Raw genomic sequence first — 23,697 nt, forward strand, 5'->3', positions numbered from 1 at the left:
TCAGCAGGTCCAGACGCGTGGCAGGCGCGGCGGCAGGCCGGCCGCGGCCGCGCGCAGCGTGGCGGCGACGTGCATCAGTCGCGTGCGCAGGCGCGCTGCGTCGTCGTCGAGCAGGCGCACGAGCAGGAAATGCTCGAAGCCGCTGGCGCCGCCGTGGCGATCGCCGTCGAGCACGCGGCGCACTTCGCCGAGCAGGCGCGGCACCTCGTCGCCGACGTAGAGCACCGTCGCACTAGCGACAGCCGTGCCAAATCCGAACGGTGCGGCACGCAAGGCCTCGATATCGCCGTCCAGATGCCAGGCGTCGGCCCAGATCAGGCGGCCGTCGCGGCGCACGCGCCAGGCATCGTGCACGCGGCCCTGGCGGAAGCGTTCGTTCATCGCCGTGCGGCCGAACACCAGGCTTTCGACGGCGAGCAGGCGCGCGCCGGCCTCGAGTTCGACGTCGAAGCGACGCCGCAGACGGGCCTGGTCGAACAGGATCGTTTCCTGGGCCAGGCATTCGAGCCAGCTGTCGCGCGCGGCGCGGACGCTGAACTCGATGCGGGTATCGGCGTCGGTCGGCAGCGCGCGGTACAGCTTCTCGGCGGCCTGCGTGGTGACGGTGGCACTGGCGCCGGCGCCGACCTCGATCGAGAAACGCACTTCGTCGCCGCCGGTGAGTCCGCCGGTGGTCGTCAGCAGCACGGCCTGCGGCGGTTCGCCGGCCTCGACCTGCGGGAACAGCACGCGGCACGGCGCCTGCTGGTACAGATCGCCGAGCACCGAGCGGCCGCGCTCGTCGCGGCGGAACGACAGCTGCGCGCGACCGCTGGCGCGCTGATGGCGGACGCCTTCGGCGCGGGTCATGCCCGGCGCCTTGCGCTGTTCATCCGCATCCGTCCGGGGGCACTGGGGCCCGCCATCGCCGCCCCGCCGAAGGCGGCCATCCGGCGGCGATCCGTTCTGCTGGCGCGGATCATGAGCCCGCGCGCTCGTGGCGAGGCCGGGCACGGACGGTGAGCGTCGCCAAGGCCGTGCTCCGCTGCATCGCATCGTTCCGCATTTCGTTCGCCGTCCAGGCACGGGGTTCGCGCACTGATAATCAAAAGGCGTGCCGCCGCGCCACTTCATCGCGCAGGCATGGCCTTTCTCGTGCGCCGTTGTTCAACGCGGCAAAGGCCGGCCCGCGCGGGAGCGGCCGGCATCGCCGTGCCGAACCTCGCTGCGCTGTGCGGCAAACGCCGCATGGCGCGATGCGGGCCGTAAAAAAGGGGCCGCCTTCGCGAGAAGGCGGCCCCTTTGCTTGCGCGACCCGAGAGGAGGGAGGATCAGGTCGCGCAGACCTGGGAAAGCCGGGGGATTGCCGGAGCGGTGCGTCTTAGAACAGCGCGCCGATCGTCTCGATCAGCACGGCGTGGTGATAGACCGCGATGAAGCCGAGGCTGGCGACGACACCGAACGGGATCAGCCCGTCGCGCCAGTCCGCACCGACCTGGGCAGCCGTCGCGGCGACCGATTCGCGGCGGCGGACGCGTGCATACGGGCGCGTGTCCACGGCCATCGGCTTGGAGCGGCCGCCGCGCCGGCGGGCGGGCTTGGGATCGGCGTGCGCGGTCTTCGGGCTTGCGGTCAGGGCGTGGCTCATATACTGTTCACTCGCTCAGTGCTGTGCAAATGCACAGTATCCAAAACCCAAAGGGATTGCAAGCGACCATGGCCCTGACGACCCGGCAGTTCGAGATCCTCACGTTCATCCAGGAATGGATCCGCGAGCGCGGCTTCCCGCCGTCGCACGGCGACGTCGCGGAGCGCTTCGGCTTCAACCGCAACGCGGCGCGCGAGCACTTGCTGGCCCTGGCGCGCAAGGGCGAGATCGAACTCTCGCCGAACGATGCGCGCGGCATCCGCGTGCTCAAGGATGCGTCCGGTCCGCGCCAGTTCGAGTTGCCGCTGTTCGGCAACATCGCCGCCGGTGCGCCGCTGACGGCGCCGGAAAACGCGCAGGAATGGCTGCGCATCGATCCCGACCTGTTCCGGCCCCGCGCCGATTTTCTGCATCGCGTCAGCGGTGATTCGATGGTCGACGCCGGCATCCTCGACGGCGATCTGGTCGGCATTCATCACCAGTCGGAGGCGGCGAACGGCGACATCATCGCCGCCTGCCTGCTCGACCGCCGCACCGGCTACGAGAGCATCACCCTCAAGCGCTACCGCCGGCGCGGCCGGCAGGTCAGCCTGATCGCCGAGAACCCGCGTTACGCGCCGATCGAGATCGATCTGGCGAAGGACGAGGCGGCGCAGGAGCTGCCGGCGTTCCGCATCGCCGGCGTGATGGTCGGACTGTTCCGCACCGGCCGCCCGAAATAGGGCGACGCGGGCACCGCGGCGGCATGGCCAGTCCGGGCCGCCACAAACGAAAAGACCCGCGAAGTTCGCGGGTCTTTTTGCGTTGCGATAGTGCGTATCAGCGATCGCGGAACTGGGCTTCGACGCGCTCGTCCTGGCCCTTGACGTCGACGCAGACGGTCGCGGTCGGACGTGCCAGCAGGCGCGGGATGCCGATCGGATCGCCGGTCTTCTCGCAGTAGCCGTATTCCTTGGCCTCGATGCGGCGCAGCGCGTCGTCGATCTTCTTCAGCAGCAGCGATTCACGCTCGCGCAGGCGCAGGTCGAGCCAGTGCTCTTCCTCGGCGGTCGCGCGGTCGGCCGGATCGGCGAACATCTCGCGTTCGTGCAGGCGCTCCTTGACGTCCACCTCGCGCTGCAGGACTTCCTCGCGCATGTGAATCAGACGCTGGCGGAAGAACTCGAGCTGGGCGTCGTTCATGTATTCGTCGTCGGACATCGCGCGGATGTCGTCTTCGCTGAGCAGCGCGCCGGGGGCACGCGGCGCGATTTTCTGCGGCGCGCGGACGACCTTGGCGGCGGTGGCGACTTTCGAGGCGCTGGTTTTGGCCGGCGCGGCCTTCGCGGGGGACTTGCTCTTTTCTTGCACTTTCACGTTTCCAGCTGCAGAGGTGACGACAATCTTTTTCGGGCTAGGGCCCGCGGCGCCGGACTTGGCCGGCACGCGGGTCTTGGCGGCCGCTTTGGCTTGAGGCGCGCTCTTGGCTTTCTTCAACGGACCCGCGCTCTTCGGCACGGATTTCGGCGCTGCAGCCGTCTTTTTCGGAGCAGCTTTGGCCGCCTTCGTGGTGGCAGCCTTTTTTGCGGAAGTTTTCTTGGCTTTCATGTCCCGACCCTGGAACGCAAAGTACCGGTCCAACGCAAAGTGGGGCGTTATACACTGCTATCAAGGCGGGGGTCAATCGCGTGTGCCAGCATGCATTGTGCATGCCCTGAACGATGATGCGAGATCGGCCCGGAACGCTGCTCCTGCTCGGTAAATTCTTCAAAAAACAGCTTGGCAGCGCCGTTTCCCGGCGCCCGAGGGTGCCGACAAGCGGATGATCCGGCCCGCCGCACGTGTGCCGTCTCAGTCGCTGGCGTTGCGGCCGCACCGGGCGGCCCGTTCCAGCAGCAGCCGCCGTTCGCGCTCGTTGCGCGTCAGCGCGGCGGCGCGCTCGAACTCGCGGCGCGCCTCGTCGTGCCGGCCGAGGCGGGCGAGCAGGTCGCCGCGCACGCTCGGCAGCAGGTGGTACTGGCGCAGCGCCGGCGCGCGCCGCAGGCGGTCGACCCGCGCCAGACCGACGGCCGGACCGTGCGCCATCGCTTCGGCGACGGCGCGGTTGAGTTCGACGACGGGCGAGGGCTGGACCTCGGCCAGCGTCGCGTAGAGCGTGGCGATCCGCGCCCAGTCGGTCTCCTCGGCGCGCAGCGCGCAGGCATGGCAGGCAGCGATCGCCGCCTGCAGGACATAAGGGCCGGGGGCTTTGCCGAGGGCCTGCGCGCGCTGCAGCGCGGCCAGGCCGCGGCGGATCAGCAAGGGATCCCAGCGCGCCCGGTTCTGTTCGAGCAGCAGCACCGGTTCCCCGGACGGACCGACGCGGGCATGGGCGCGCGAGGCCTGGATTTCGAGCAGCGCGATCAGACCGTGGACTTCGGGCTCCCGCGGCGCGAGTTCCGCCAGGATGCGGCCAAGCCGCAGCGCCTCGTCGCACAGCGCCGGGCGCAGCCAGTCGTCGCCGGCCGTCGCCGAGTAGCCTTCGTTGAAGATGAGGTAGACGACTTCAAGTACCGACGCCAGGCGCTGGCCGAGTTCCGGCCCCTGCGGCAGTTCGAACGGCACGCCGGCCTCGGCGAGCGCGCGCTTGGCGCGCACGATGCGCTGCGCGACGGTCGGTTCCGGGACCAGATAGGCGCGGGCGATCTCGTCGGTGGTCAGACCGCCGAGCAGGCGCAGCGTCAGCGCCGCGCGCGCTTCCGGCGACAGGAGCGGATGGCAGGCGATGAACATCAGGCGCAGCAGGTCGTCGTCGACCGGCTCGTCGAGCTCGCGGTCGATGCGCGCAGCGAGCGCGGCGGCGGCCTCTTCCTGCTGCGCGTCGAGCTCGCGACCCAGTTCCTCGTGCTTGTGTGCGAGCAGCGCACGGCGGCGCAAGGCGTCGATCGCGCGGTGCTTGGCGGCCGCCATCAGCCAGGCCCCCGGCCGTTCCGGCAGGCCCTCGCGCGGCCACTGTTCGAGCGCGGCGACCAGTGCGTCCTGCGCCACTTCCTCGGCGCTGCCGACGTCGTGCAGCAGGCGCGTCAACGCGGCGATGATCTTCGCCGATTCGATACGCCAGACGGCGTCGATGGTGCGATGGATCTCGCCGCGCGGATCAGCGTTTTGCGGACTCGGGCTCACGGCGATGATCTGAACATCGCCGCGCGCCGCCGGCAAGCGCCGCGGCCGCGGCGCCGGTGCAGGCCGCCGCACTTCAGCCGCGGCGCAGCACGATGTGCGTGGCGTGCTCGCCGGCGACGTGCTCGACGACACGGTAGCCGAGCGCGACGGCGTCGAGTCCGTCGAACAGGCGCTCGCCGCGGCCGAGCAGTACCGGTGCGAGCGCCAGGTGCATTTCGTCGATCAGGCCGGCGCGCAGGTACTGGCGCACGGTCGCGGCGCCGCCGCCGATGCGCACGTCGCGGCCGGCCGCGGCGGCGCGCGCCTGGGCGAGCGCGGCGTCGATGCCGCCGGTGACGAAATGAAAGCGCGTGCCGCCGTCCATCGTCAGCGTCGGCCGCGCATGATGCGTGAGCACGAACACCGGGACGTGGTACGGCGGCGTCTCTCCCCACCAGCCGCGCCAGCTTTCGTCGGGCCATGGCCCGCGCTGCGGCCCGAACATGTTGCGGCCGAGGATCCAGGCGCCGACGTTGCGAAAGCCGCGCGCCGCATAGTCGTCGTCGATGCCGGTCGTGCCGCCGGTGTCGCCGAACAGGGCCTTGAACGTCGCGGTCGACAGCCCCCAGTCGTGCAAGGCCATACCGCCGATGCCGAGCGGATGTTCGAGACTCTGCTCGGGACCGGCGGCGTAGCCGTCGACCGACAACGAGAACGATGAAACGCGCAGCCGGCTCATCGAGGAGCTTCTGTTTGCGACGGCGTTCAGGCGCGCGCCGCCGTGCCGAGTTCCGGAAAACCGGCGACGATCTGCTGGATGTCGTCGGGGAAGTCCTCCATCTCCTGCACGCGCCGGACTTCGATGACCTCGTTCTCGCCTGCCGGGCAGCGGCAGGCCCAGGCGATCGCTTCCTCGCGCGAGTTGACGCGAATCATCCAGTAGCCGCCGACCACCTCCTTGGCCTCGGCGAACGGCCCGTCGGTGACGGTCGGCGTGCCGCCCCTGAACGACACGCGCGCGCCGCTCGCCGGCGGGTGCAGGCCGTCGAGCGCCAGCAGCACGCCCGCCTTCTGCAGGTCTTCGTTGTATTTCATCATCGCGGCGACGGCCTCGGCGCTCGGCATCGCGTCGGCCGCGGCGGTTTCGTAACCCTTGGGAATCATCAGCATCATGAAACGCATGGTCGTATCTCGGCAGTGTCGTGGAAGGAGTCGATCGAGGTAGGAGTTCTGGCGCACGCGCGCAGCCCGTCGTGCCGGTGCCTAGCGTTCGGCAGCGGTCTTGAGTGCCGCCAGTCCGGCCTCGAAGTCGCGGCCGATCATGCGATCCATGTCGACGAACACGCCGATCAGCTTCGACAGGTACGGCGCCGGACCGGACATCGCCCAGCGCACCTGCGTCATGCCGTCCTGCGGCTGCAGCGTGAACTCGGCGACGTTGTGCGTCTGCAGCGGACGCTCGAAGCGCAGCTGCATGACCAGCCGCCCGGGGGCGGCGGCCTCGCTGATCTCCAGGCTGCCGGCGCCGACCTCGCCGTTGCCGTTCCAGGCGTAGATCGCACCAAGTCCGGCGTCGGCGCCGCGGTATTCGCGCTGCATGCGCGGATCCTTGCGCTCGTACGGCGACCACGCCGGCCAGCGGTGGAAGTCGGCGATCAGCGCATAGATCGCCTCGGGCGGCGCGGCAATGCGGATCGAACGTTCGACGCGGAAATGATCCGGGCGGGTCGCGGCGTAGACGAGGACCGCCACTACGGCGAGCGCGAGTCCGGCGAGCAGGCGTTTGAACATGAGAACTCCGGGGGTGGCAGGACGCTCGCTCAGGGGGCGGCGACGATCATCCATTCGACGCCGAAGCGGTCGGCGAGCACGCCGAAGCTCGGCGAGAAAAAGGTCTTGGTCAGCGCCTGCACGACGCGGCCGCCGTCGGACAGCGCCGCGAACACGCGCAGCGCGGCGCTCGCATCGGGCACGCTGAGCGCCAGCGAGATGCCGGCGAACTGCGGCGTGCCGCGGCAGTGGCCGTCGGTGGCCATCACTTCGGTCTGGCCGATGCGCAGGCTGCAGTGCATGATCTTGTCGTGCAGTGCCGGCGGCATGCCCTGCGCCGCTTCCGGCTGATCCTTGAAGCGCAGCAGGACCGTGGTTTCGGCGCCGACCGCGCGGCGGTAGAACTCGATCGCTTCTTCGCAGCGGCCGTCGAACGTCAGATAGGGCTGGATTTTCATGTCGTTCTCCTTCAGTGGTGCGCCGTCGCGCGCGTTTCCGTTTCATGGCGCTGCCGCGCTTCCTGCGCGCGCAGCTCGGCCGTGAACTCGGCGCCGAAGTCCTCGGCCTCGAATACCTGGCGGATTTCGATGTCGCTGTCGCCGTTGCCGGAATTGGGGCAGCGCCGCACCCACTCGATCGCCTCGGACAGCGAGGGTGCCTGGATCAGCCAGAAGCCGGCGATGAGATCGTCGGGCCGCGCGAACGGACCGCGCGTCACCGTGCGCTGCGTGCCTGCGAAGTGCACGCGCGCGCCGCGCGCGCTCGGATGCAGGCCTTCGCCGGCGAGCAGCACGCCGGCGCGCACCAGTTCCTCGTTGTAGCGGCCCATCTCGGCCAGCAGGCGCTGGTCCGGCAGCACGCCGGCCTCGCTGTCGGCGTTCGCCTTGATCATCACCATGAAGCGCATGACTCGTCTCCCATGCGGCCCGGCCGGGCCGATGATCGCGAAGCGCGGGATTGCGCTTCACACGGAGACGTCGAACGAGCGCCCGGCAGATCGACACGGCGTCGGCCACAAGCCCGGAGTTTCAGCGCAACGGCTTGTCGGGAAACAAATTATTGCGTGAGGCAGAACGCAAAAAACCCTCGCCCCGGGGGCTGCGGGAAGCAGGCGCCGGAGCGAGGGTGGAGGGCAGCGGCCGGCGCCGCCGGTCCTAGTCGGCGGCGACCGGGCAGCCGGTCGCGGCGCGCAGCGCGTCGAGCTCGACGCCGTCGGCGAGTTCGACGAGGCGCAGGCCCGAGGCCGTCACGTCGAGCACGCCGAGGTCGCTGATGATGCGGTCGACGACGCCGACGCCGGTCAGCGGCAGGTCGCAGCGCGGCAGGATCTTGTGCGTGCCGCCCTTGGCCGTGTGCTCCATCAGCACGACCACGCGCTCGACGCCGGCAACCAGGTCCATCGCGCCGCCCATGCCCTTGACCATCTTGCCGGGGATCATCCAGTTGGCGAGGTCGCCGCGCTCGGAGACCTGCATCGCGCCGAGGATCGACAGGTTGATGTGGCCGCCGCGGATCATCGCGAACGAATCGGCGCTGTTGAAGAACGCGCTGCCGGGCAGCGTGGTGATGGTCTGCTTGCCGGCGTTGATGAGGTCGGCGTCGACTTCGGCGTCGCGCGGGAACGGGCCGATGCCGAGCAGGCCGTTCTCCGACTGCAGCCAGACGTCCATGCCGGCCGGGATGTAGTTGGCGACCAGCGTCGGCAGGCCGATGCCGAGGTTGACGTAGAAACCGTCCTGCAGCTCGCGCGCGGCGCGCTGCGCCATCTGCTCATGCGTCCAGGCCATCTTCAGCTCTCCCTCACGGTGCGCTTCTCGATACGCTTTTCGGGGTGCGCGTTGAGCACCAGGCGCTTCACGTAAATGCCCGGCGTGTGGATGTGGTCCGGGTCCAGTTCGCCGGTCTCGACGATCTCCTCGACCTCGGCGACGCACAGCTTGCTCGCCGTCGCGCACAGCGGATTGAAGTTGCGCGCGGTCTTGCGGTAGACGAGGTTGCCGGCCTTGTCGGCCTTCCAGGCCTTCACCAGCGACAGATCGGCGCGCAGGCTCTTTTCCATCACGTACCACTCGGGTTCGCCGCTGGCGTTCGGGAACTGCCGCGTTTCCTTGCCGTCCGCGACGATCGTGCCGTAGCCGGTCTTGGTGTAGAACGCCGGGATGCCGGCGCCGCCGGCGCGCAGCTTCTCGGCGAGCGTGCCCTGCGGCGTGAACTCGAGTTCGAGCTCGCCGGCGAGGAACTGGCGCTCGAATTCCTTGTTCTCGCCGACGTACGAGGAAATCATCTTGCGGATCTGCCGCGTGTCGAGCAGGCGGCCGAGGCCGAAGCCGTCGACGCCGGCGTTGTTCGAGATCACCGTCAGCTCGCGGCAGCCGCTGTCGCGCAGCGCGTCGATCAGCGCCTCGGGAATGCCACAGAGGCCGAAGCCGCCGACCGCCAGCGTCATGCCGTCGCGCAGCAGACCGTCGAGCGCGCTTTTCGCATCCGGATACAGCTTGTTCATCCGTTTCTCCTTTTTCCCGCCAGTGCCTGGGCGACGCGCGAACGCGTCGGCCGGCCCAGCGCCGCACAGATGTCGTCGCCGGCCCGCGCCAGCGCGTCGAGATCGATGCCGGTCTCGATGCCGAGACCGTGCAGCAGATAGACCAGATCCTCGCTGGCGACGTTGCCCGACGCGCCGGCCGCGTACGGGCAGCCGCCGAGACCGGCGACCGAGCTGTCGAACACGGCGACGCCGCTCTGCAGCGCGGCGAGCACGTTGGCGAGCGCCTGCCCGTAGGTGTCGTGGAAATGGCCGGCAATGCGTTCGACCGGCACGCGGCGCATTACCGCGCCCAGCATGCGCTGCGTCGCCAGCGGCGTGCCGACGCCGATGGTGTCGCCGAGCGAAATCTCGTGGCAGCCCATGTCGTACAGCGTGCCGGCGACCTCGGCGACCGCCGCCGGCTCGACCGCGCCCTGATAGGGGCAGCCGAGCACGCAGGAGACGTAGCCGCGCACCGGGACGCCGGCCGTCCTGGCGGCCTGCATGACGTCCTCGAAGCGGCGCAGGCTTTCGGCGATCGAGCAGTTGATGTTCTTCTGCGAGAACGCCTCGGACGCGGCGCCGAACACGGCGACTTCCTGCGCGCCGGCGGCCAGCGCCGCCTCGAAGCCCTTGAGATTGGGCGTCAGCGCCGAATAGCGCACCTCGGGCCGACGCGGCACGCCGCGCATCACGGCGTCGTGATCGGCCATCTGCGGCACCCACTTCGGCGAGACGAACGCAGTCGCCTCGATGTGGCGCAGGCCGGCGTCGGCGAGCGCCGCGATCAGCGCCAGCTTGGTCGCGGTCGGCACCGCGACCGCTTCGTTCTGCAGACCGTCGCGGGCGCCGACCTCGACCAGCTTGACGCGCGCGGGCAGGGCACCGATGGCGCTCATGACAGGCTCCCGGCGGACTTCATGCGCTCACCTCGAAATCGATCAGCTCGGCGCCGTCGCCGACCTGCTCGCCGGCACGGCAATGAAAGGCGCGGACCTTGCCGCGCGCCGGCGCGCACAGCGTGTGCTCCATCTTCATCGCCTCCATCATCAGCAGCGGCGCGCCCTTGTCGACCTCGGCGCCGATTTCGGCGAGCAGCGCGACGATCTTGCCCGGCATCGGCGCGACCAGTCCTCCCTCGTCCCCGGCATCCTCGCCGACGTGCGCCTGCGGGTCCAGATAGGTCAGCACGCTGTGCCGGCCACCGGCGAACACGTGCAGCTGCTCGCCGTGCGGCACCAGCACGGCGCTGACCTTGCGCGCGCCGGCGCGGTAGTCGAGACGCGAACCCTCGTGCGCGTCGACGTGCACGGCGGCGCCGTCGATCGACAGGCCGCCGGCCGCGTGGCCCAGCGTCAGCGTGCGTTCGTGTTCGCCGGCGCGGAACGCGAGCCGACGCGTCTGCGCACCGTTGAGGCGCCAGCCGTCGGCGATCGCCCACGGCGAATGCGGATCGGCGCTCGCGGCCGCGCGGCGGCGCTGCTGTCCGGCGGCGTCGAGGGCGAGCCACAGCGCGGCCGCCTCGAACGCTTCGAACGGCGCTTCGCCGCCGGCCTGCAGCAGGCGCTCGCCGTCGCGGCCGATCAGGCCGGTGTCGACCTCGCCGGCGCGGAATGCCGGGTGGCCGACGAGGCGCGACAGGAACGCCAGGTTGTGACCGACGCCGACGATACGGAACTCGGCGAGGGCCAGCAGCATGCGTTCGATCGCGCGCTCGCGCGTGCTGTCCCAGACGATCAGCTTGGCGATCATCGGATCGTAATGCGGCGTGATCGCGTCGCCCTGTTCGACGCCGGTGTCGACGCGCACATGCGCCGATGCCGGCGGCGGCGCGTAGTGCGCGAGCCGGCCGATCGACGGCAGGAAGCCTTTCTCGGGTTCCTCGGCGTAGACGCGCACCTCGAGCGCATGGCCGTGCAGCGGAATTTGCGACTGCGCGAGCGGCAGCGGCTCGCCGGCGGCGACGCGCAGCTGCCATTCGACCAGATCGAGTCCGGTGATCATCTCGGTGACCGGATGCTCGACCTGCAGGCGCGTGTTCATTTCCATGAAGTAGAAATCGTCGCCGCTCTCGCCGGCGATGAATTCGACGGTGCCGGCGCCGACGTAGCCGACCGCGCGCGCGGCCTCGCAGGCGGCGCGGCCCATCGCCGCGCGGCGCTCCGCGCTCATGTGCGGCGCCGGCGCTTCCTCGACGACTTTCTGGTGACGGCGCTGCGCCGAGCAGTCGCGCTCGTGCAGGTGGATGACGTTGCCGTGCGTGTCGCCGAAGACCTGGATCTCGATGTGGCGCGGGCGCTGCAGGTATTTCTCGATGAGCACGCGCTCGTCGCCGAACGAAGCCGCCGCCTCGCGCTGGCACGAGGCGAGCGCCGCGGCGAAATCCTCGCTGCGCTCGACGACGCGCATGCCCTTGCCGCCGCCGCCGGCCGAAGCCTTGATCAGCACCGGATAGCCGATGCGGTCGGCCTGCGCGCGCAGGAAGGCGGGCGCCTGCTCGGCGCCGTGATAACCCGGCACCAGCGGCACGCCGGCTCTTTCCATCAGCGCCTTGGCGGCGGACTTCGAGCCCATCGCGCGTATCGCTGCGACCGGCGGGCCGATGAAGACCAGGCCGGCGGCGGCGCAGGCCTCGGCGAAGCCCTCGTTCTCGGACAGAAAGCCATAGCCTGGATGCACGGCCTGCGCGCCGCTGCGCAGCGCCGCTTCGATGATGTGGCCGCCGCGCAGATAGCTGTCGCGCGAGGCGGCCGGACCGATGCACCAGGCCTCGTCGGCGAGACGCACGTGGCGCGCGCCGGCGTCGGCTTCGGAATAGACGGCGACCGTGCGGATGCCGAGCCGCCGGCAGGTGGCGATGACGCGGCAGGCGATCTCGCCACGGTTCGCGATCAGGATCTTGGTGAACATTCAGCCTCCCCAGGCCGGACGGCGCTTGTCGAAGAAGGCGGCGATGCCTTCGCGCGCCTCGGCGCTGCCGCGCGCGGCGGCGATGCCTTCGGTGGTACGGGCGATCAGCGCGGCGTCGATCGGGCGGTCGACGACCTCGGCGATCAGGCGCTTGGCGGCGGCGAGCGCCTGCGGACCGCCGGCGAGCAGACATTCGAGCAGCGCGGCGATGCGCGCGTCGAGCGCGTCGGCGTCGACGACTTCATGCACCAGGCCCAGGCGCAGCGCCTCGGCGGCGCCTAAGCGCTCGGCGGTGAGGAAGTAGCGCTGCGCGGCGCGCGCGCCGATCGCACGGATCAGGTACGGACTGATCGTCGCCGGAATCAGGCCGAGGCGGACTTCGGTCGTGCCGAAGCTGGCGTTCGGCGTCGCCACGGCGATGTCGCAGGCGGCGACCAGGCCGGTGCCGCCGGCCAGCGCCGCGCCGTGCACGCGCGCGATGGTCGGCTTGCCGAGCGTCGCCAGCGTGCGCAGCATCTCGGCGAGCCCGGCCGCGTCACGGCGGTTCTCGTCGTCGCCGTAACCGGCCATGCGCCGCATCCAGTCGAGGTCGCCGCCGGCGCAGAAGCTCTTGCCGCGGCCGGCGAGCACGACGGCGCGCACGGCATCGTCGGCGTCGAGCGCGCGCAGCGCAGCGCTCAGTTCGGCGATGAGGTGTTCGTCGAAGGCGTTGTGCACGTCCGGGCGGGTGAGCCAGACGGTGGCGACGGCACCGTCGCGAACGATGTCGAGTCGGCTCATCGCATCACATCCGGAACACGCCGAAGCGCGTCGACGGAATCGGCGCGTTGAGCGCCGCCGACAGGCCCAGCGCCAGCATGCGCCGGGTCTGCGCCGGATCGACGATGCCGTCGTCCCACAGTCGCGCGCTGGCGTAGTACGGGCTGCCCTGCGCCTCGAACTGAGCGCGCGTCGGTGCCTTGAACTTCTCTTCGTCCTCGGCGCTCCAGGTCTTGCCCTGCGCTTCCAGACCGTCGCGGCGGACGGTCGCGAGCACGCTCGCCGCCTGCTCGCCGCCCATCACCGAGATGCGCGAGTTCGGCCAGGTCCACAGGAAGCGCGGCGAATAGGCGCGGCCGCACATGCCGTAGTTGCCGGCCCCGAACGAGCCGCCGATCAGCACGGTGAACTTCGGCACCTGCGCGGTCGCCACCGCCGTCACCATCTTGGCGCCGTCCTTGGCGATGCCGCCGTTCTCGTACTTGCGGCCGACCATGAAGCCCGAGATGTTCTGCAGGAACAGCAGCGGAATGCCGCGCTGCGCGCACAGCTCGATGAAGTGCGCGCCTTTCTGCGCCGACTCCGAGAACAGGATGCCGTTGTTGGCGACGATGCCGACCGGGTAGCCGTGGATGTGCGCGAAGCCGGTGACCAGCGTTGCACCGTAGCGCGCCTTGAACTCGTCGAGCCGCGAGCCGTCGACCAGACGTGCGATCACTTCGCGCACGTCGTAGGGCTTGCGCGTGTCGGTCGGGATCACGCCGTAGATTTCCTGCGGATCGTAGCGCGGCGCTTCCGGCGACTGCAGGTCGACCCCGGGCTGCTTGCGCAGGTTGAGGTTCGAGACGATGCGCCGCACCAACGCCAGCGCGTGGTGATCGTTCTCGGCGTAGTGATCGGCGACGCCGGAGACGCGCGTATGCACGTCGGCGCCGCCGAGATCCTCGGCACTGACGACCTCGCCGGTCGCCGCCTTCACCAGCGGCGGGCCGCCGAGGAAGATCGTGCCCTGGTTGCGCACGATCACCGTCTCGTCGCTCATCGCCGGCACGTAGGCGCCGCCGGCGGTGCACGAGCCCATCACGCAGGCGATCTGCGGAATGCCGAGCGCCGACAGATTGGCCTGGTTGTAGAAGATGCGGCCGAAGTGCTCCTTGTCCGGAAAGACATCGTCCTGCATCGGCAGGAAGGCGCCGCCGGAGTCGACGAGGTAGACGCAGGGCAGGTGGTTCTCGCGCGCCACTTCCTGCGCGCGCAGATGCTTCTTGACGGTGATCGGGTAGTAGGTGCCGCCTTTGACGGTGGCATCGTTGGCCACGATCACGCATTCGCGGCCCTGGATGCTGCCGATGCCGGCGACAATGCCGCCGCACGGCACCTCGCCCTGGTACATGCCGTGTGCGGCGAGCGGCGACAGTTCCAGGAACGGCGCGCCCGGATCGAGCAGGCCGTCGATGCGCTCGCGCACGAGCAGCTTGCCGCGCGCCGTGTGCTTGGCGCGCGCGGCTTCCGAGCCGCCGAGCGCGGCCTGCGCGGTGCTCGCGCGCAGCTCGTCGACGAGGCCGCGCATCTGCGCGGCGTTGGCGGCGAACTCATCGCTGCCGGTGCGGATCTTCGAGGCGATGACGCTCACGGGATTCCTCTGGAGGTGAATGCGGGGTGCGGTCCGCGCCGGGCGCCGCTGTCCGCTGCCATCGGGCGGGCAGGCGCGGCGTCGCGGCGGCGCGCGCCGCTCACTTGCTCTCGTTGAACAGTTCGCGGCCGATCAGCATGCGGCGGATTTCCGAGGTGCCGGCGCCGATCTCGTAGAGCTTGGCGTCGCGCCACAGCCTCCCGGTCGGGAACTCGTTGATGTAGCCGTTGCCGCCGAGCGTCTGGATCGCCTGGCCGGCCATCCAGGTCGCCTTTTCGGCGCAGTAGAGGATGGCGCCCGCAGCATCCTTGCGCGTGGTCTCGCCGCGATCGCAGGCGCGAGCGACGGCATAGACGTAGGCACGGCAGGCGTTGAGCGCGACGTACATGTCGGCGAGCTTGGCCTGCATCAGCTGGAACTCGCCGATGCTCTGGCCGAACTGCTTGCGCTCGTGCACGTACGGCACAACCACGTCGAGGCAGGCGGCCATGATGCCGAGCGGACCGCCGGACAGCACGACGCGTTCGTAATCGAGGCCCGACATCAGCACGTTGACACCGCGGCCGACGACGCCGAGCACGTTGTCCTCGGGAACCTCGCAATCCTGGAACACCAGCTCGCAGGTGTTACTTCCGCGCATGCCGAGCTTGTCGAGCTTCTGCGCCGTCGAGAAGCCCTTGAAGCCCTTCTCGATGATGAAGGCGGTGATGCCGCGCGGCCCGGCGTTGAGGTCGGTCTTGGCATAGACCACCAGTGTGTCGGCATCCGGGCCGTTGGTGATCCACATCTTGTTGCCGTTGAGCACGTAGCGATCGCCCTGCTTGTCGGCACGCAGCTTCATGCTGACCACGTCGGAGCCGGCGCCCGGCTCGGACATCGCCAGCGCGCCGATATGCGCGCCGCTGACCAGCTTGGGCAGATACTTCTTCTTCTGCGCCTCGCTGCCGTTCTTGCGCAGCTGGTTGATGCACAGATTCGAGTGCGCGCCGTACGAAAGGCCGATCGCCGAACAGGCGCGCGAGATTTCCTCCATCGCCACCACGTGCGCCAGATAGCCGAGCGGCGTGCCGCCGTATTCCTCCTCGACGGTCAGGCCGAGCAGGCCGAGCTCGCCGAACTTCGGCCACAGCGCATTGGGGAAGGCATTGTCGCGGTCGGCGGCGTCGGCGAGCGGGGCGATCTCCTTGGACGCGAAGCGCCAGGTCATGTCGCGCAGTTCGTCGATGTCCCGGCCGAGGTCGAAGTTGAGGCTCTTGAAGCGCATGGCGTTCGTGCTCCGCGGCCTTGCCGGCCGTCCTGTCGTCATTGGGCGCCGGCGTCGCGGCGATCGATCGCCCGGTGGATTCTCCGCCGCGGGCCAGCGCATGCTACGCGCGCTCCGAAAAAAAGTGAAGCGAGCTTCACAAATTTAAAGTAGATTCACTTCATCGACGCCAGAACACTGTCCCGACCATGGCTTACCAGCGTTCGACCCTGATGCAGGAGCGCCTCGCCGACAACCGGCAGCGCATCGTCCTGGCCGCCCGCGGCCTGATCGCGCGCGGCGGCTTCCGCGAAGCCTCGATCACCGCCGTCGCCGCCGCGGCCGGACTTTCGACCGGCGCGATCTATCGCTATTTCCCGTCGAAGGCGGACCTTTTCGTGGAGGTGCTGACCGATGCGGTGCGCCGCGAATGCGCGCTCCTGCGCGAGCTGATCGCGCGCCCGGGCACGGCCAGCGCGCGGCTGTGCGCGGCGGTCGAGTCGTTCGCCAAGCGCGCGCTCGAAGGGCCGCACCTGGCTTACGCATTCATCGCCGAGCCGGCCGATCCGGAAGTGGAGGCGGCCCGTATCCTCTGCCGGCAGGAATTCAGCGACGTCTTCAAGACCGTGCTCAGCGAGGGCGTGGCGAGCGGCGAGTTCCCGAAGCAATCGGTCGAGGTCGCCGCGGCCTGCATCGTCGGCGCCTTCACCGAGGCGCTGGTTCGCCCGGTCGCGCCGACCACGCGACGCGTCGACGACCGCAAGCTGGTCGCCGCGATCGTCGATTTCTGCCATCGCGCGGTGGCCGGCGTGCCGTCGCCGTCGCGCCGCTCACGCGCCGCGCCGCGCTGAACGCTCGCGCGGCGCATGCCATCGCCGGCGATTCAGGCGGCGGCGCTGACCGGCGCGAGCAGCATCTGGGCGCGCGCCATCGTCCGGCCCCGCATCGCATGGCGGGCGTCGTCGTCGGCAAGCGGCGCTTCATTGCCGGCGAGCGCGTCCTGCCGGTCGAGCTCGGTGCGCAGCGAGCGAATGAGGTCGAGCCCGCGCGAGTAGTAGAGACGCCCGGCCGGCGGCGTGCATTCGAGCAGATCGATCAGATCGTCGATCGCCGCGGCCTGTGCGGGCGGCGGCGACAGGTGCGCGCCCGCGCGGTCGGTAAGCTGATCGTAGAGGTCAATCGCCGCCCGCATCAGGCCGCAGCGGCGGTAGCCATCCGTTTCCCCGCAGAAGTTTTCGAGCAGCAGACGGATGTAGCGTCGATCGAGCGCGGCTTCGCCGACCGCGGCCGGGCCGGCGGATGATGTGGCGATCGTCAGCGCCGGCGGGCGGCGGGCGGATCGCGACGCGACGCGCGGAGCAGGCAAGGCTTGAAGTGGGGTATTCATCGTCGGTTCGCGTCCGGGAGTGGCGAGGAACAGGTTCGGCCTAGAGCTTTGCGCCGTGGTGACAGTCTTTCGGGCCCGCAAGGGGCCTGCCTTGACCGCGGTCAAGGCGTTGCCGTCCGGGCGCGAAGCCGCTTGATGGGCGTCAATGCCCGCACGTGGTCTGCAGCCGATCATCGCCGCCTTACGAGGAAGCGGACGTTCGCGTCGGAGAAAGGCTGCAATATGGAATTCCGGACAGACCGCATGCGTCCGCCCGACCGCGGTCGTCTGCCATGCTGCCGTCGCGTCCGCGACGACGATGCCGATCGCGATCGCGATCGCCACGCCGCGGCGCGCAGGGTGCGCCCAGAGCCAGGCGCGCGCGCAATGATGACGCGGCCTGATCTCACGCTCGGGCCGGCAGGGTGCTGCGCTCCATCGGTCGCGCGCTACCGGCCGGCGGGCGTTCGCCGACACCGGGGCCGGCCTTGCTAGCGTGCGGCGGCCCATGAGCAACGATTCGAATCCGCAGCTGCGCGTGCCGCGCCGTCGCATTCTGCTGACGGTGCTGCCGATGGCGATCCTGCTGGCGCTCGGGACGGCGCTGCTGGCCGCCGCGGACGCGCGCGCGCGCGAGCAGCTGCTGCGCGAGCGGGTGATGCTGCAGGTCAAATCGGCGACCGCGGTGCCGCGCGCGCGTCTGCAGGGGCCGGCCGAGGCCGCCCATCTGCTCGGCGAATACGTGAGCGCCTCGGGCGTACTCGACGACGCCCCCGGCGCCGAAGCCCGCCTGGGCCAGCTGTTCATCGAGCTGCTCGGCTGGAGCGGACGTTACGATCAGGTCCGCTGGATCGACGAGCACGGACGCGAGCGGATCCGCGCCGAGAAGGACGGCGCGTCCGGGGTCCTGGTGGCCCGCGAGCAGTTGCAGGACAAGTCGTCGCGCTACTACTTCAACGAAGGCATGCGTCTGCCGCGCGGCGCGATCTACGAATCGCCGCTCGACCTGAACGTCGAAAACGGCCGCGTCCAGTTGCCGTACAAGCCGACGATCCGCATCGTCAGCGCCGTCTTCGACCGCAACGGTCGCCGCCGCGGCATCGTCGTCGTGAACTACCTCGCCGCCGAGCTGCTCGAGCGCCTGGACCGCATGCTGCGCGGCGTCCCGGGCGAGGTGCAGGTCCTCAATGCGGACGGTCAGTGGCTGTGGCATCCGGATCCGGCGCGATCCTGGGGCTTCATGTTCGGCCGAGACGACGGCCTCGGCCGGCGCGATCCGGATTTGTGGATGGCGATACGCGCGCAGCCGGCGGGACAGCTGCAGCGCCGCGACGGCCTGTGGACCTGGGCGACCGCCTCGTTCGGCACGCTCACCGGCGAAGCGGCGACGGGCGACGTGCCGACGGTCGTGCTGCTGATGCACAACCCGGCTCCGGAACTGGCGGCGCTGCGGCGCAAGAATGTGCCGCTGCTGGCTGCCGCCGCGATGCTGGTTTTCCTCGGCTTCGCGGCGCTCGGCCGGCGCCTGGTGCGCACCGACGTCACCCGCGAGCACGCGGAACTGCGCGCAGGCGCGTTGCGGGCGGAGGCGGAGGCCGAACGCGTCCTGCGGCGCAGCGAGGCCCAGCGCCTCGATGCGGAATCCTCGCTGCGCCGCGAGCAGGAGCGCTCGCGCGAGGCCGCCGAGCGCAGCAGCCGCGAATGGCGGACGCTGGCCGAGTCGATGCCGCTGCTGGTCTGGACCTGCGACGCGAGCGGTGCCTGCGACTATCTGAGCCGACAATGGCTCGACTACACGGGCGTGGCGCTGGAACCGCAACTGGGACAGGGCTGGCAGGCGCAGGTGCATCCGGACGATCGCGCCGCGCTGCAGGGGGCCTGGAACGCGGCCCTGATCGCGCACGCGGCGCTCGACATCGAGTTCCGCCTGCGCCGCCACGATGGTGTCTATCGCTGGTTCAAGACGCGGGCCCTGCCGCTGCTCGACGCGCAGGAGCGCATCGTCAAATGGTACGGATCGAGCACCGACATCGACGCCTTGAAGCGCTCGGAGCGCGCACTGCGCGACAGCGAGCGCCGTTTCCGCACGATCTACGATGCCACCCCGGTGTCGATCTGGGAGGAGGACTGGTCCGAGGTCGCCGCGCGGATCGCGGCGTTGAGGGCCGAGGGCGTGACCGATATCGCCGCCCATCTGCGCGCCCATCCGGAACATGCGCTGGCGATGCTGCAGGGCGTCAAGGTGCTCGACGTCAACGAGCGCACGCCCGAAATGTTCGGCGCGCCCGACAAGGCCACCATGCTGCGCTCGCTCGAGAAGGTGTTCTCCGGGCCCGGCATGATGCAGGGCTTCATCGCCGAGGTCGGCGCGATGGCGGCCGGCAAGGCCGTGTTCTCGACCGAAATGCGCGTCAGCACTGTCGACGGGCGGCCGATCGACGTGCTGCTGGCGATGGCGTTCCCGTCGCCCGGATCGGGGCCGCGCACGGTCTTCATCAGTGTCATCGACATCACCGAGAAGCAGCGCATCGCCGCCGAGCTGGCGGTGCACCAGCAGCGTCTCGAGGAACTGGTCGGACAGCGCACGCGCGAGCTGCGCGAAGCCAACGGCGCGCTGCAGCAGGCGCGCGATCGCCTGCAGGAGAGCGAGACTCGCTTTCGTTCGACCTACGAGGCGGCGGCGATCGGTCTGGCGCTGGTCGGCCTCGACGGCCATTTCATGCAGGTCAACCCGTCGCTGTGCCAGCTGCTCGGTTACAGCGAAGCGGAGCTGCAGCAGCGCACCTTCGGGGACATCACGCACCCGGACGATCTCGGTGCCGACCTCGCGCTGCTCGATGAACTGGTGCGCGGCAAGCGCCAGAACTACCACCTCGAGAAGCGCTACATGCGCAAGGACGGCGCGGTGATCTGGGCCATGCTCGCCGCTTCGAAGGTCGACGGCCCGGACGGCGTGCCGCGCTACTTCATTGCCCAGGTGCACGACATCACCGAACGCAAGCAGGCGGCACAGGCGCTGCTCGACCGCGAACGCTTCCTGCGCACCATCACCGACGCCTTGCCGGGCATGATCGGTTACTGGGATGCGGAGCTGCGCTGCCGCTTCGCGAACGCGGCGTACCGCCTGTGGTTCGGCCGCCAGCCGGAGGAACTGATCGGCGTGCGCATCCAGGATCTGCTCGGCGAGAAACTGTTCCGCGCCAACGAACCCTACGTGCGCGCGGCGCTGGCCGGCGAAGTGCAGCGCTTCGAGCGCACGCTGGTGCGCAGCGACGGGTCGGTGGGCTACACCTGGGCCCACTACATTCCGGACGTCGACGGCGACCACGTGCGGGGCTTCTACGTGCTGGTCACCGACGTCACCGAGCTGAAGAAGGCGCAGCTCGCGCTCGAGCGCGCCAACGACGCGCTGACCGAGCGCAGCCGCCAGGCCGAGGCCGCGACCCAGGCCAAGAGCCGCTTCGTGGCGACGATGAGCCACGAGATCCGCACCCCGCTCAATGCCGTGCTCGGCCTGCTGCAACTGCTCGACGAAACCACGCTCGACGCGCGCCAGCAGGATTATCTGCGCAAGATCCGCGGCGCCTCGACGGCGCTGCTGAACATCCTCAACGACATCCTCGACTACTCGAAGATCGAGGCCGGCCGCCTCGCGCTCGAGGATGCGCCGTTCGCACTCGACCATCTGCTCGAAAGCGTGCTGGACCTGTTCTCCCTGTCGGCCGAGGCCAAGGGCATCGAGCTGACGGTGCAGGTCGGCGAGGGTGTGCCGCGCATGCTGCGCGGCGACGCCCTGCGTCTGACGCAGATCCTCAACAACCTGGTCGGCAATGCGCTGAAGTTCACGGAGCACGGCGAGATCCGCGTCGCGGTCGAACGGGTCGCACCGTCCGGCCCGGGCGCAGAACTGCGCTTCTCGGTCGAGGACACCGGCATCGGCATGAGCGCCGAGCAGCAGGCGCAGCTGTTCGAGGCGTTCTCGCAGGGCGACAGCTCGACGACGCGCCGCTACGGCGGCAGCGGCCTCGGACTGGCGATCAGCAAGGGTCTGGTCGAGATGATGCGCGGACGCTTCGAGGTCCGCAGCGAGCTCGGCCACGGCAGCCGCTTCAGCTTCGTCGTGCCCTTGCCGGCGGCGCCCGCCGCCCCGTCGCGCGAAGCGCGCTTCTCCGGCGCGCGCGCGCTGGTGATCGACGATCATCCGACGTCCCGCAAGATCCTCGCCGAGCTGCTGTCCGGCTGGGGCATCGAGGCCGCCACCGCGGCGTCCGCCGACGAAGCCTGGCGCGCCTTCGACGCCGCCGCCGGCAGCGGCCGGCCGTTCAATCTGGCGCTGATCGACGGGCGCCTGCCGGACATCGACGGCAGCGAGCTGGTCGTGAAGCTGCAGCACACCATCGACGCCGGCGTGCTGCCGCCGCTGCGCCTGCTGCTGATGGCGTCCGACGCGGAGACCAGCGCCGCGCTCGACGGCACGGTGGCGAAACTGAGCAAGCCGGTGACGCCGTCGCGGCTGTTCAACGCGCTCGCCGGTCTCGAAGACCGGCTGTGGCCGCTGCGCAGCGCGCCGCAGTCGGCCGCGCAGGCCCTGCGCGAGCGGCTCGCCGGTCGTTCCGGCGCGCGCATCCTGCTGGTCGAGGACAACCCGATCAATCAGCAGGTCGCCGACGAACTGCTGCGGCGTCTCGGCTTCACGGCCGACATCGCCGGCAACGGCGTCGAAGCCGTGGCGCGTACCGCGGCGCAGGCCTACGATCTGGTGCTGATGGATGTGCAGATGCCGCAGATGGACGGCCTCGAGGCGTGCCGGCGCATTCGCGCCCGCGAATGCGGGGCGCGAATGCCGATCGTGGCGATGACCGCGGCGGCGCTCGACGAGGATCGCGACGCGGCCCGCGCCGCCGGCATGGACGATCATCTGGCCAAGCCGATCGAACTGGTCGCGCTGGCCGAAGTGCTGCGCCGCTGGATTCCCGAGCGCGTGGCGATGCCGCAGGCGCAGGCCGGAGCCGGGAGCCCGGCGCGCGACCCGGAGCCATCGCCCGCCTGCGTCGATCATGTCGCCGCGCTCGCCCGTCTGGGCGGCGATCGCGTTCTCTACGCACAGCTGCTGCGCCGCTTCGCGGCCGATGGCGAGGCGGCCATCGCCGCGCTGCACGGTGCGTTCGCGCGCCAGGACCCCGCGGCCCTGGTTGGCCAGCTGCACAGCCTGCGCGGCAGCGCGGCGGCGGTCGGCGCCCAGGGCCTCGCCGACGCCGCCGCCGATCTGGAGACGCGCGCGAGCGCACTCAGCGCGGCCGAGCTCGACGGCTTCGCGGCGCGCATGCGCACGGTCTGCGCCGCCATCCGGCAGGCCTTGCCGACGCCCGACGGTACGCCAGCAGCGGCGCACATGACGGCGGCGCTGCCGGCGCTGCTGGCGGAGATCGGCGAGCGTTTGCGCCGCCATCGCGCGGTGCCGGCGGTACGGATCGGTGCGGTGCTCGAGGCCTGCGCGGGCACGGCCCTGCAGCCGGCGGCGGAGACGCTCGCGCGCGCGCTCGAGTCGTTCGACTACGACCAGGCGCAAGCCGGGCTCGAGGCGCTGCTGGAGGAGTTGCCGTGAGCGCTGATGCCGCCGAGCGTCCGCTGGTCCTGATCGTCGACGACACGCCGGCCAATCTGCGCCTGCTCAGCGAGGCGCTGGCCGACGATTACGACATCATGGTCGCGACCGGCGGTGCACGCGCATTGGCGCTGATCGACGACGAGACGCTGCCGGACGCGATTCTGCTCGACATCATGATGCCGGGCATGGACGGCTACGAGGTCTGCCGGCGCCTCAAGGCGCGCGCGCAGACGCAGGACATTCCGGTGCTGTTCGTCACCGCCGAGGGTTCGCAGGTGGCCGAGACCCGCGGGCTCGAACTGGGGGCCGTCGATTACATCACCAAGCCGTTCTCGCTGCCGATCGTGCGTGCGCGCCTGCGTACGCAGGTGCAGCTGCGGCGGCGCACGCGCCAGCTCGAGCAGCTGGCGCTGATGGACGGCCTGACCGGGGTCGGCAACCGCCGCGGCTTCGAGGCGGCGCTGCAGCGCGAGTGGCAACGGGCCCAGCGTGCGCACGCACCGCTGTCGCTGCTGTTCTTCGACGTCGATGACTTCAAGTCCTACAACGATCGTTACGGGCACGGCATCGGCGACGCCGTCCTGCGGCGGGTCGCGCGGATCGCCGAGCAGCTCGCGCAGCGCCCGGGCGATTTCGTCGGTCGCTTCGGCGGCGACGAGTTCGTGATCCTGCTGCCCGAGACGCCCGGCGACGGCGCGCAGGCGATCGCGAACGAGCTGGAGGCGCGTGTCGCTTCGACCGCGCAAGCCGTGCGCTGCGACGGCACGCCGTTGCCGATGAGTGTCAGCGCCGGCTGCGCGTGCCGGATCCCGGCCGCCGGCGAGACGCCGGACCTGCTGGTCGAGGCCGCCGACGCCGCGCTGTACGCGCGCAAGCGCGCGCGCAAGCGTGGCGCAGGGCAGAGCGATGCGGCCCGCGACTAGCGTTGCCGCAGCCCGCGCCGGCGTGCCTCCGAGGCATTGATCGTCTTGAGGCGGCCGCGCAAGCTACGTCGGCGGGCACCGCCGCTTGCCGTCGGTCGGTCTCGCGATGCCGGCCGGCGGCAAGCGATGCGAGATGTGCCCTATGGGTGCGCTAGCGTACGGAAAACCTGGATGGGGGCGATCCAAGGTTTCCGCGTTACCGAAGTCCGGTCAG

At 70.3% G+C, this 23,697-nt stretch carries 21 protein-coding genes; 4 read left to right on the plus strand and 17 right to left on the minus strand.

Going from position 1 to position 23,697, the window contains the following annotated elements; translation table 11 throughout:
• The gene (locus tag H149_RS0105025; protein ID WP_020648647.1) at positions 1-849 is read right to left on the minus strand and encodes an urease accessory protein UreD; all 849 of its coding nucleotides are present in this window, start codon (positions 847-849) and stop codon (positions 1-3) included.
• Between the two features lie 511 nt (positions 850-1,360).
• Complete coding sequence (locus H149_RS0105030) at positions 1,361-1,627, minus strand: hypothetical protein (protein ID WP_020648648.1); 267 nt, start codon at positions 1,625-1,627, stop codon at positions 1,361-1,363.
• 68 nt (positions 1,628-1,695) lie between these two features.
• Between H149_RS0105030 and lexA the strand changes: the two genes are divergently transcribed.
• Positions 1,696-2,349, plus strand: coding sequence for a transcriptional repressor LexA (gene lexA / locus H149_RS0105035; RefSeq protein WP_020648649.1), 654 nt, complete (start codon positions 1,696-1,698; stop codon positions 2,347-2,349).
• 97 nt (positions 2,350-2,446) lie between these two features.
• On the opposite strand, the gene dksA is transcribed toward lexA, so the two are convergent.
• The 14 genes from dksA to H149_RS0105105 form a co-directional block, all read right to left on the minus strand.
• Complete coding sequence (dksA, locus tag H149_RS0105040; RefSeq protein WP_154654646.1) at positions 2,447-3,214, minus strand: RNA polymerase-binding protein DksA; 768 nt, start codon at positions 3,212-3,214, stop codon at positions 2,447-2,449.
• A gap of 243 nt (positions 3,215-3,457) precedes the next feature.
• Positions 3,458-4,768 carry an RNA polymerase sigma factor gene (locus H149_RS0105045; protein ID WP_211213539.1) on the minus strand — a complete coding sequence of 437 codons (1,311 nt, stop codon included), beginning with the start codon at positions 4,766-4,768 and terminating at the stop codon, positions 3,458-3,460.
• A 73-nt stretch (positions 4,769-4,841) separates the two neighbouring features.
• A complete protein-coding gene (locus H149_RS0105050; RefSeq protein ID WP_026352873.1) occupies positions 4,842-5,486 on the minus strand; it encodes a dihydrofolate reductase family protein in 645 nt (214 codons plus the stop codon).
• A 26-nt stretch (positions 5,487-5,512) separates the two neighbouring features.
• Positions 5,513-5,929, minus strand: coding sequence for a YciI family protein (locus H149_RS0105055; RefSeq protein ID WP_020648653.1), 417 nt, complete (start codon positions 5,927-5,929; stop codon positions 5,513-5,515).
• An 81-nt stretch (positions 5,930-6,010) separates the two neighbouring features.
• Positions 6,011-6,538: an SRPBCC family protein gene (locus H149_RS0105060; RefSeq protein ID WP_020648654.1), complete on the minus strand. Its 528-nt coding sequence runs from the start codon at positions 6,536-6,538 to the stop codon at positions 6,011-6,013.
• Positions 6,539-6,567: 29 nt separating this feature from the next.
• Positions 6,568-6,975, minus strand: coding sequence for a VOC family protein (locus H149_RS0105065; RefSeq protein WP_020648655.1), 408 nt, complete (start codon positions 6,973-6,975; stop codon positions 6,568-6,570).
• Between the two features lie 11 nt (positions 6,976-6,986).
• Entirely contained in the window at positions 6,987-7,424 is a 438-nt protein-coding gene (locus tag H149_RS0105070; RefSeq protein ID WP_020648656.1) for a YciI family protein, read from the minus strand.
• Between the two features lie 247 nt (positions 7,425-7,671).
• Positions 7,672-8,304, minus strand: coding sequence for a 3-oxoacid CoA-transferase subunit B (locus H149_RS0105075; protein WP_020648657.1), 633 nt, complete (start codon positions 8,302-8,304; stop codon positions 7,672-7,674).
• Between the two features lie 2 nt (positions 8,305-8,306).
• Positions 8,307-9,020, minus strand: a complete 714-nt coding sequence (locus H149_RS0105080; protein ID WP_020648658.1) for a CoA transferase subunit A — start codon at positions 9,018-9,020, stop codon at positions 8,307-8,309.
• Positions 9,017-9,940, minus strand: a complete 924-nt coding sequence (locus H149_RS0105085) for a hydroxymethylglutaryl-CoA lyase (protein ID WP_020648659.1) — start codon at positions 9,938-9,940, stop codon at positions 9,017-9,019. Before H149_RS0105085 ends, H149_RS0105080 begins: the two co-directional genes overlap by 4 nt.
• 19 nt (positions 9,941-9,959) lie before the next feature.
• Positions 9,960-11,951: an acetyl/propionyl/methylcrotonyl-CoA carboxylase subunit alpha gene (locus H149_RS0105090; protein ID WP_020648660.1), complete on the minus strand. Its 1,992-nt coding sequence runs from the start codon at positions 11,949-11,951 to the stop codon at positions 9,960-9,962.
• A complete protein-coding gene (locus H149_RS0105095; protein ID WP_020648661.1) occupies positions 11,952-12,731 on the minus strand; it encodes an enoyl-CoA hydratase/isomerase family protein in 780 nt (259 codons plus the stop codon).
• Positions 12,732-12,735: 4 nt separating this feature from the next.
• A complete protein-coding gene (locus H149_RS0105100; RefSeq protein WP_020648662.1) occupies positions 12,736-14,343 on the minus strand; it encodes a carboxyl transferase domain-containing protein in 1,608 nt (535 codons plus the stop codon).
• Positions 14,344-14,443: 100 nt separating this feature from the next.
• Positions 14,444-15,607, minus strand: a complete 1,164-nt coding sequence (locus tag H149_RS0105105; protein WP_020648663.1) for an isovaleryl-CoA dehydrogenase — start codon at positions 15,605-15,607, stop codon at positions 14,444-14,446.
• A 188-nt stretch (positions 15,608-15,795) separates the two neighbouring features.
• Between H149_RS0105105 and H149_RS0105110 the strand changes: the two genes are divergently transcribed.
• Positions 15,796-16,437, plus strand: a complete 642-nt coding sequence (locus H149_RS0105110; RefSeq protein WP_020648664.1) for a TetR/AcrR family transcriptional regulator — start codon at positions 15,796-15,798, stop codon at positions 16,435-16,437.
• 32 nt (positions 16,438-16,469) lie between these two features.
• Here H149_RS0105110 and H149_RS23075 read toward each other — a convergent pair whose 3' ends face one another.
• The gene (locus H149_RS23075; RefSeq protein WP_154654647.1) at positions 16,470-17,297 is read right to left on the minus strand and encodes a hypothetical protein; all 828 of its coding nucleotides are present in this window, start codon (positions 17,295-17,297) and stop codon (positions 16,470-16,472) included.
• A 163-nt stretch (positions 17,298-17,460) separates the two neighbouring features.
• Between H149_RS23075 and H149_RS21980 the strand changes: the two genes are divergently transcribed.
• Positions 17,461-22,557: a PAS domain S-box protein gene (locus tag H149_RS21980; RefSeq protein ID WP_020648666.1), complete on the plus strand. Its 5,097-nt coding sequence runs from the start codon at positions 17,461-17,463 to the stop codon at positions 22,555-22,557.
• Positions 22,554-23,483 (plus strand): GGDEF domain-containing protein, encoded by a 930-nt coding sequence (locus tag H149_RS0105125; RefSeq protein WP_020648667.1) that lies wholly within the window; start codon positions 22,554-22,556, stop codon positions 23,481-23,483. Before H149_RS21980 ends, H149_RS0105125 begins: the two co-directional genes overlap by 4 nt.
• Positions 23,484-23,697: the final 214 nt, after the last annotated feature.

Origin of the sequence: Solimonas variicoloris DSM 15731 (assembly GCF_000382285.1) — a bacterium.
GTDB lineage: Bacteria > Pseudomonadota > Gammaproteobacteria > Nevskiales > Nevskiaceae > Solimonas > Solimonas variicoloris.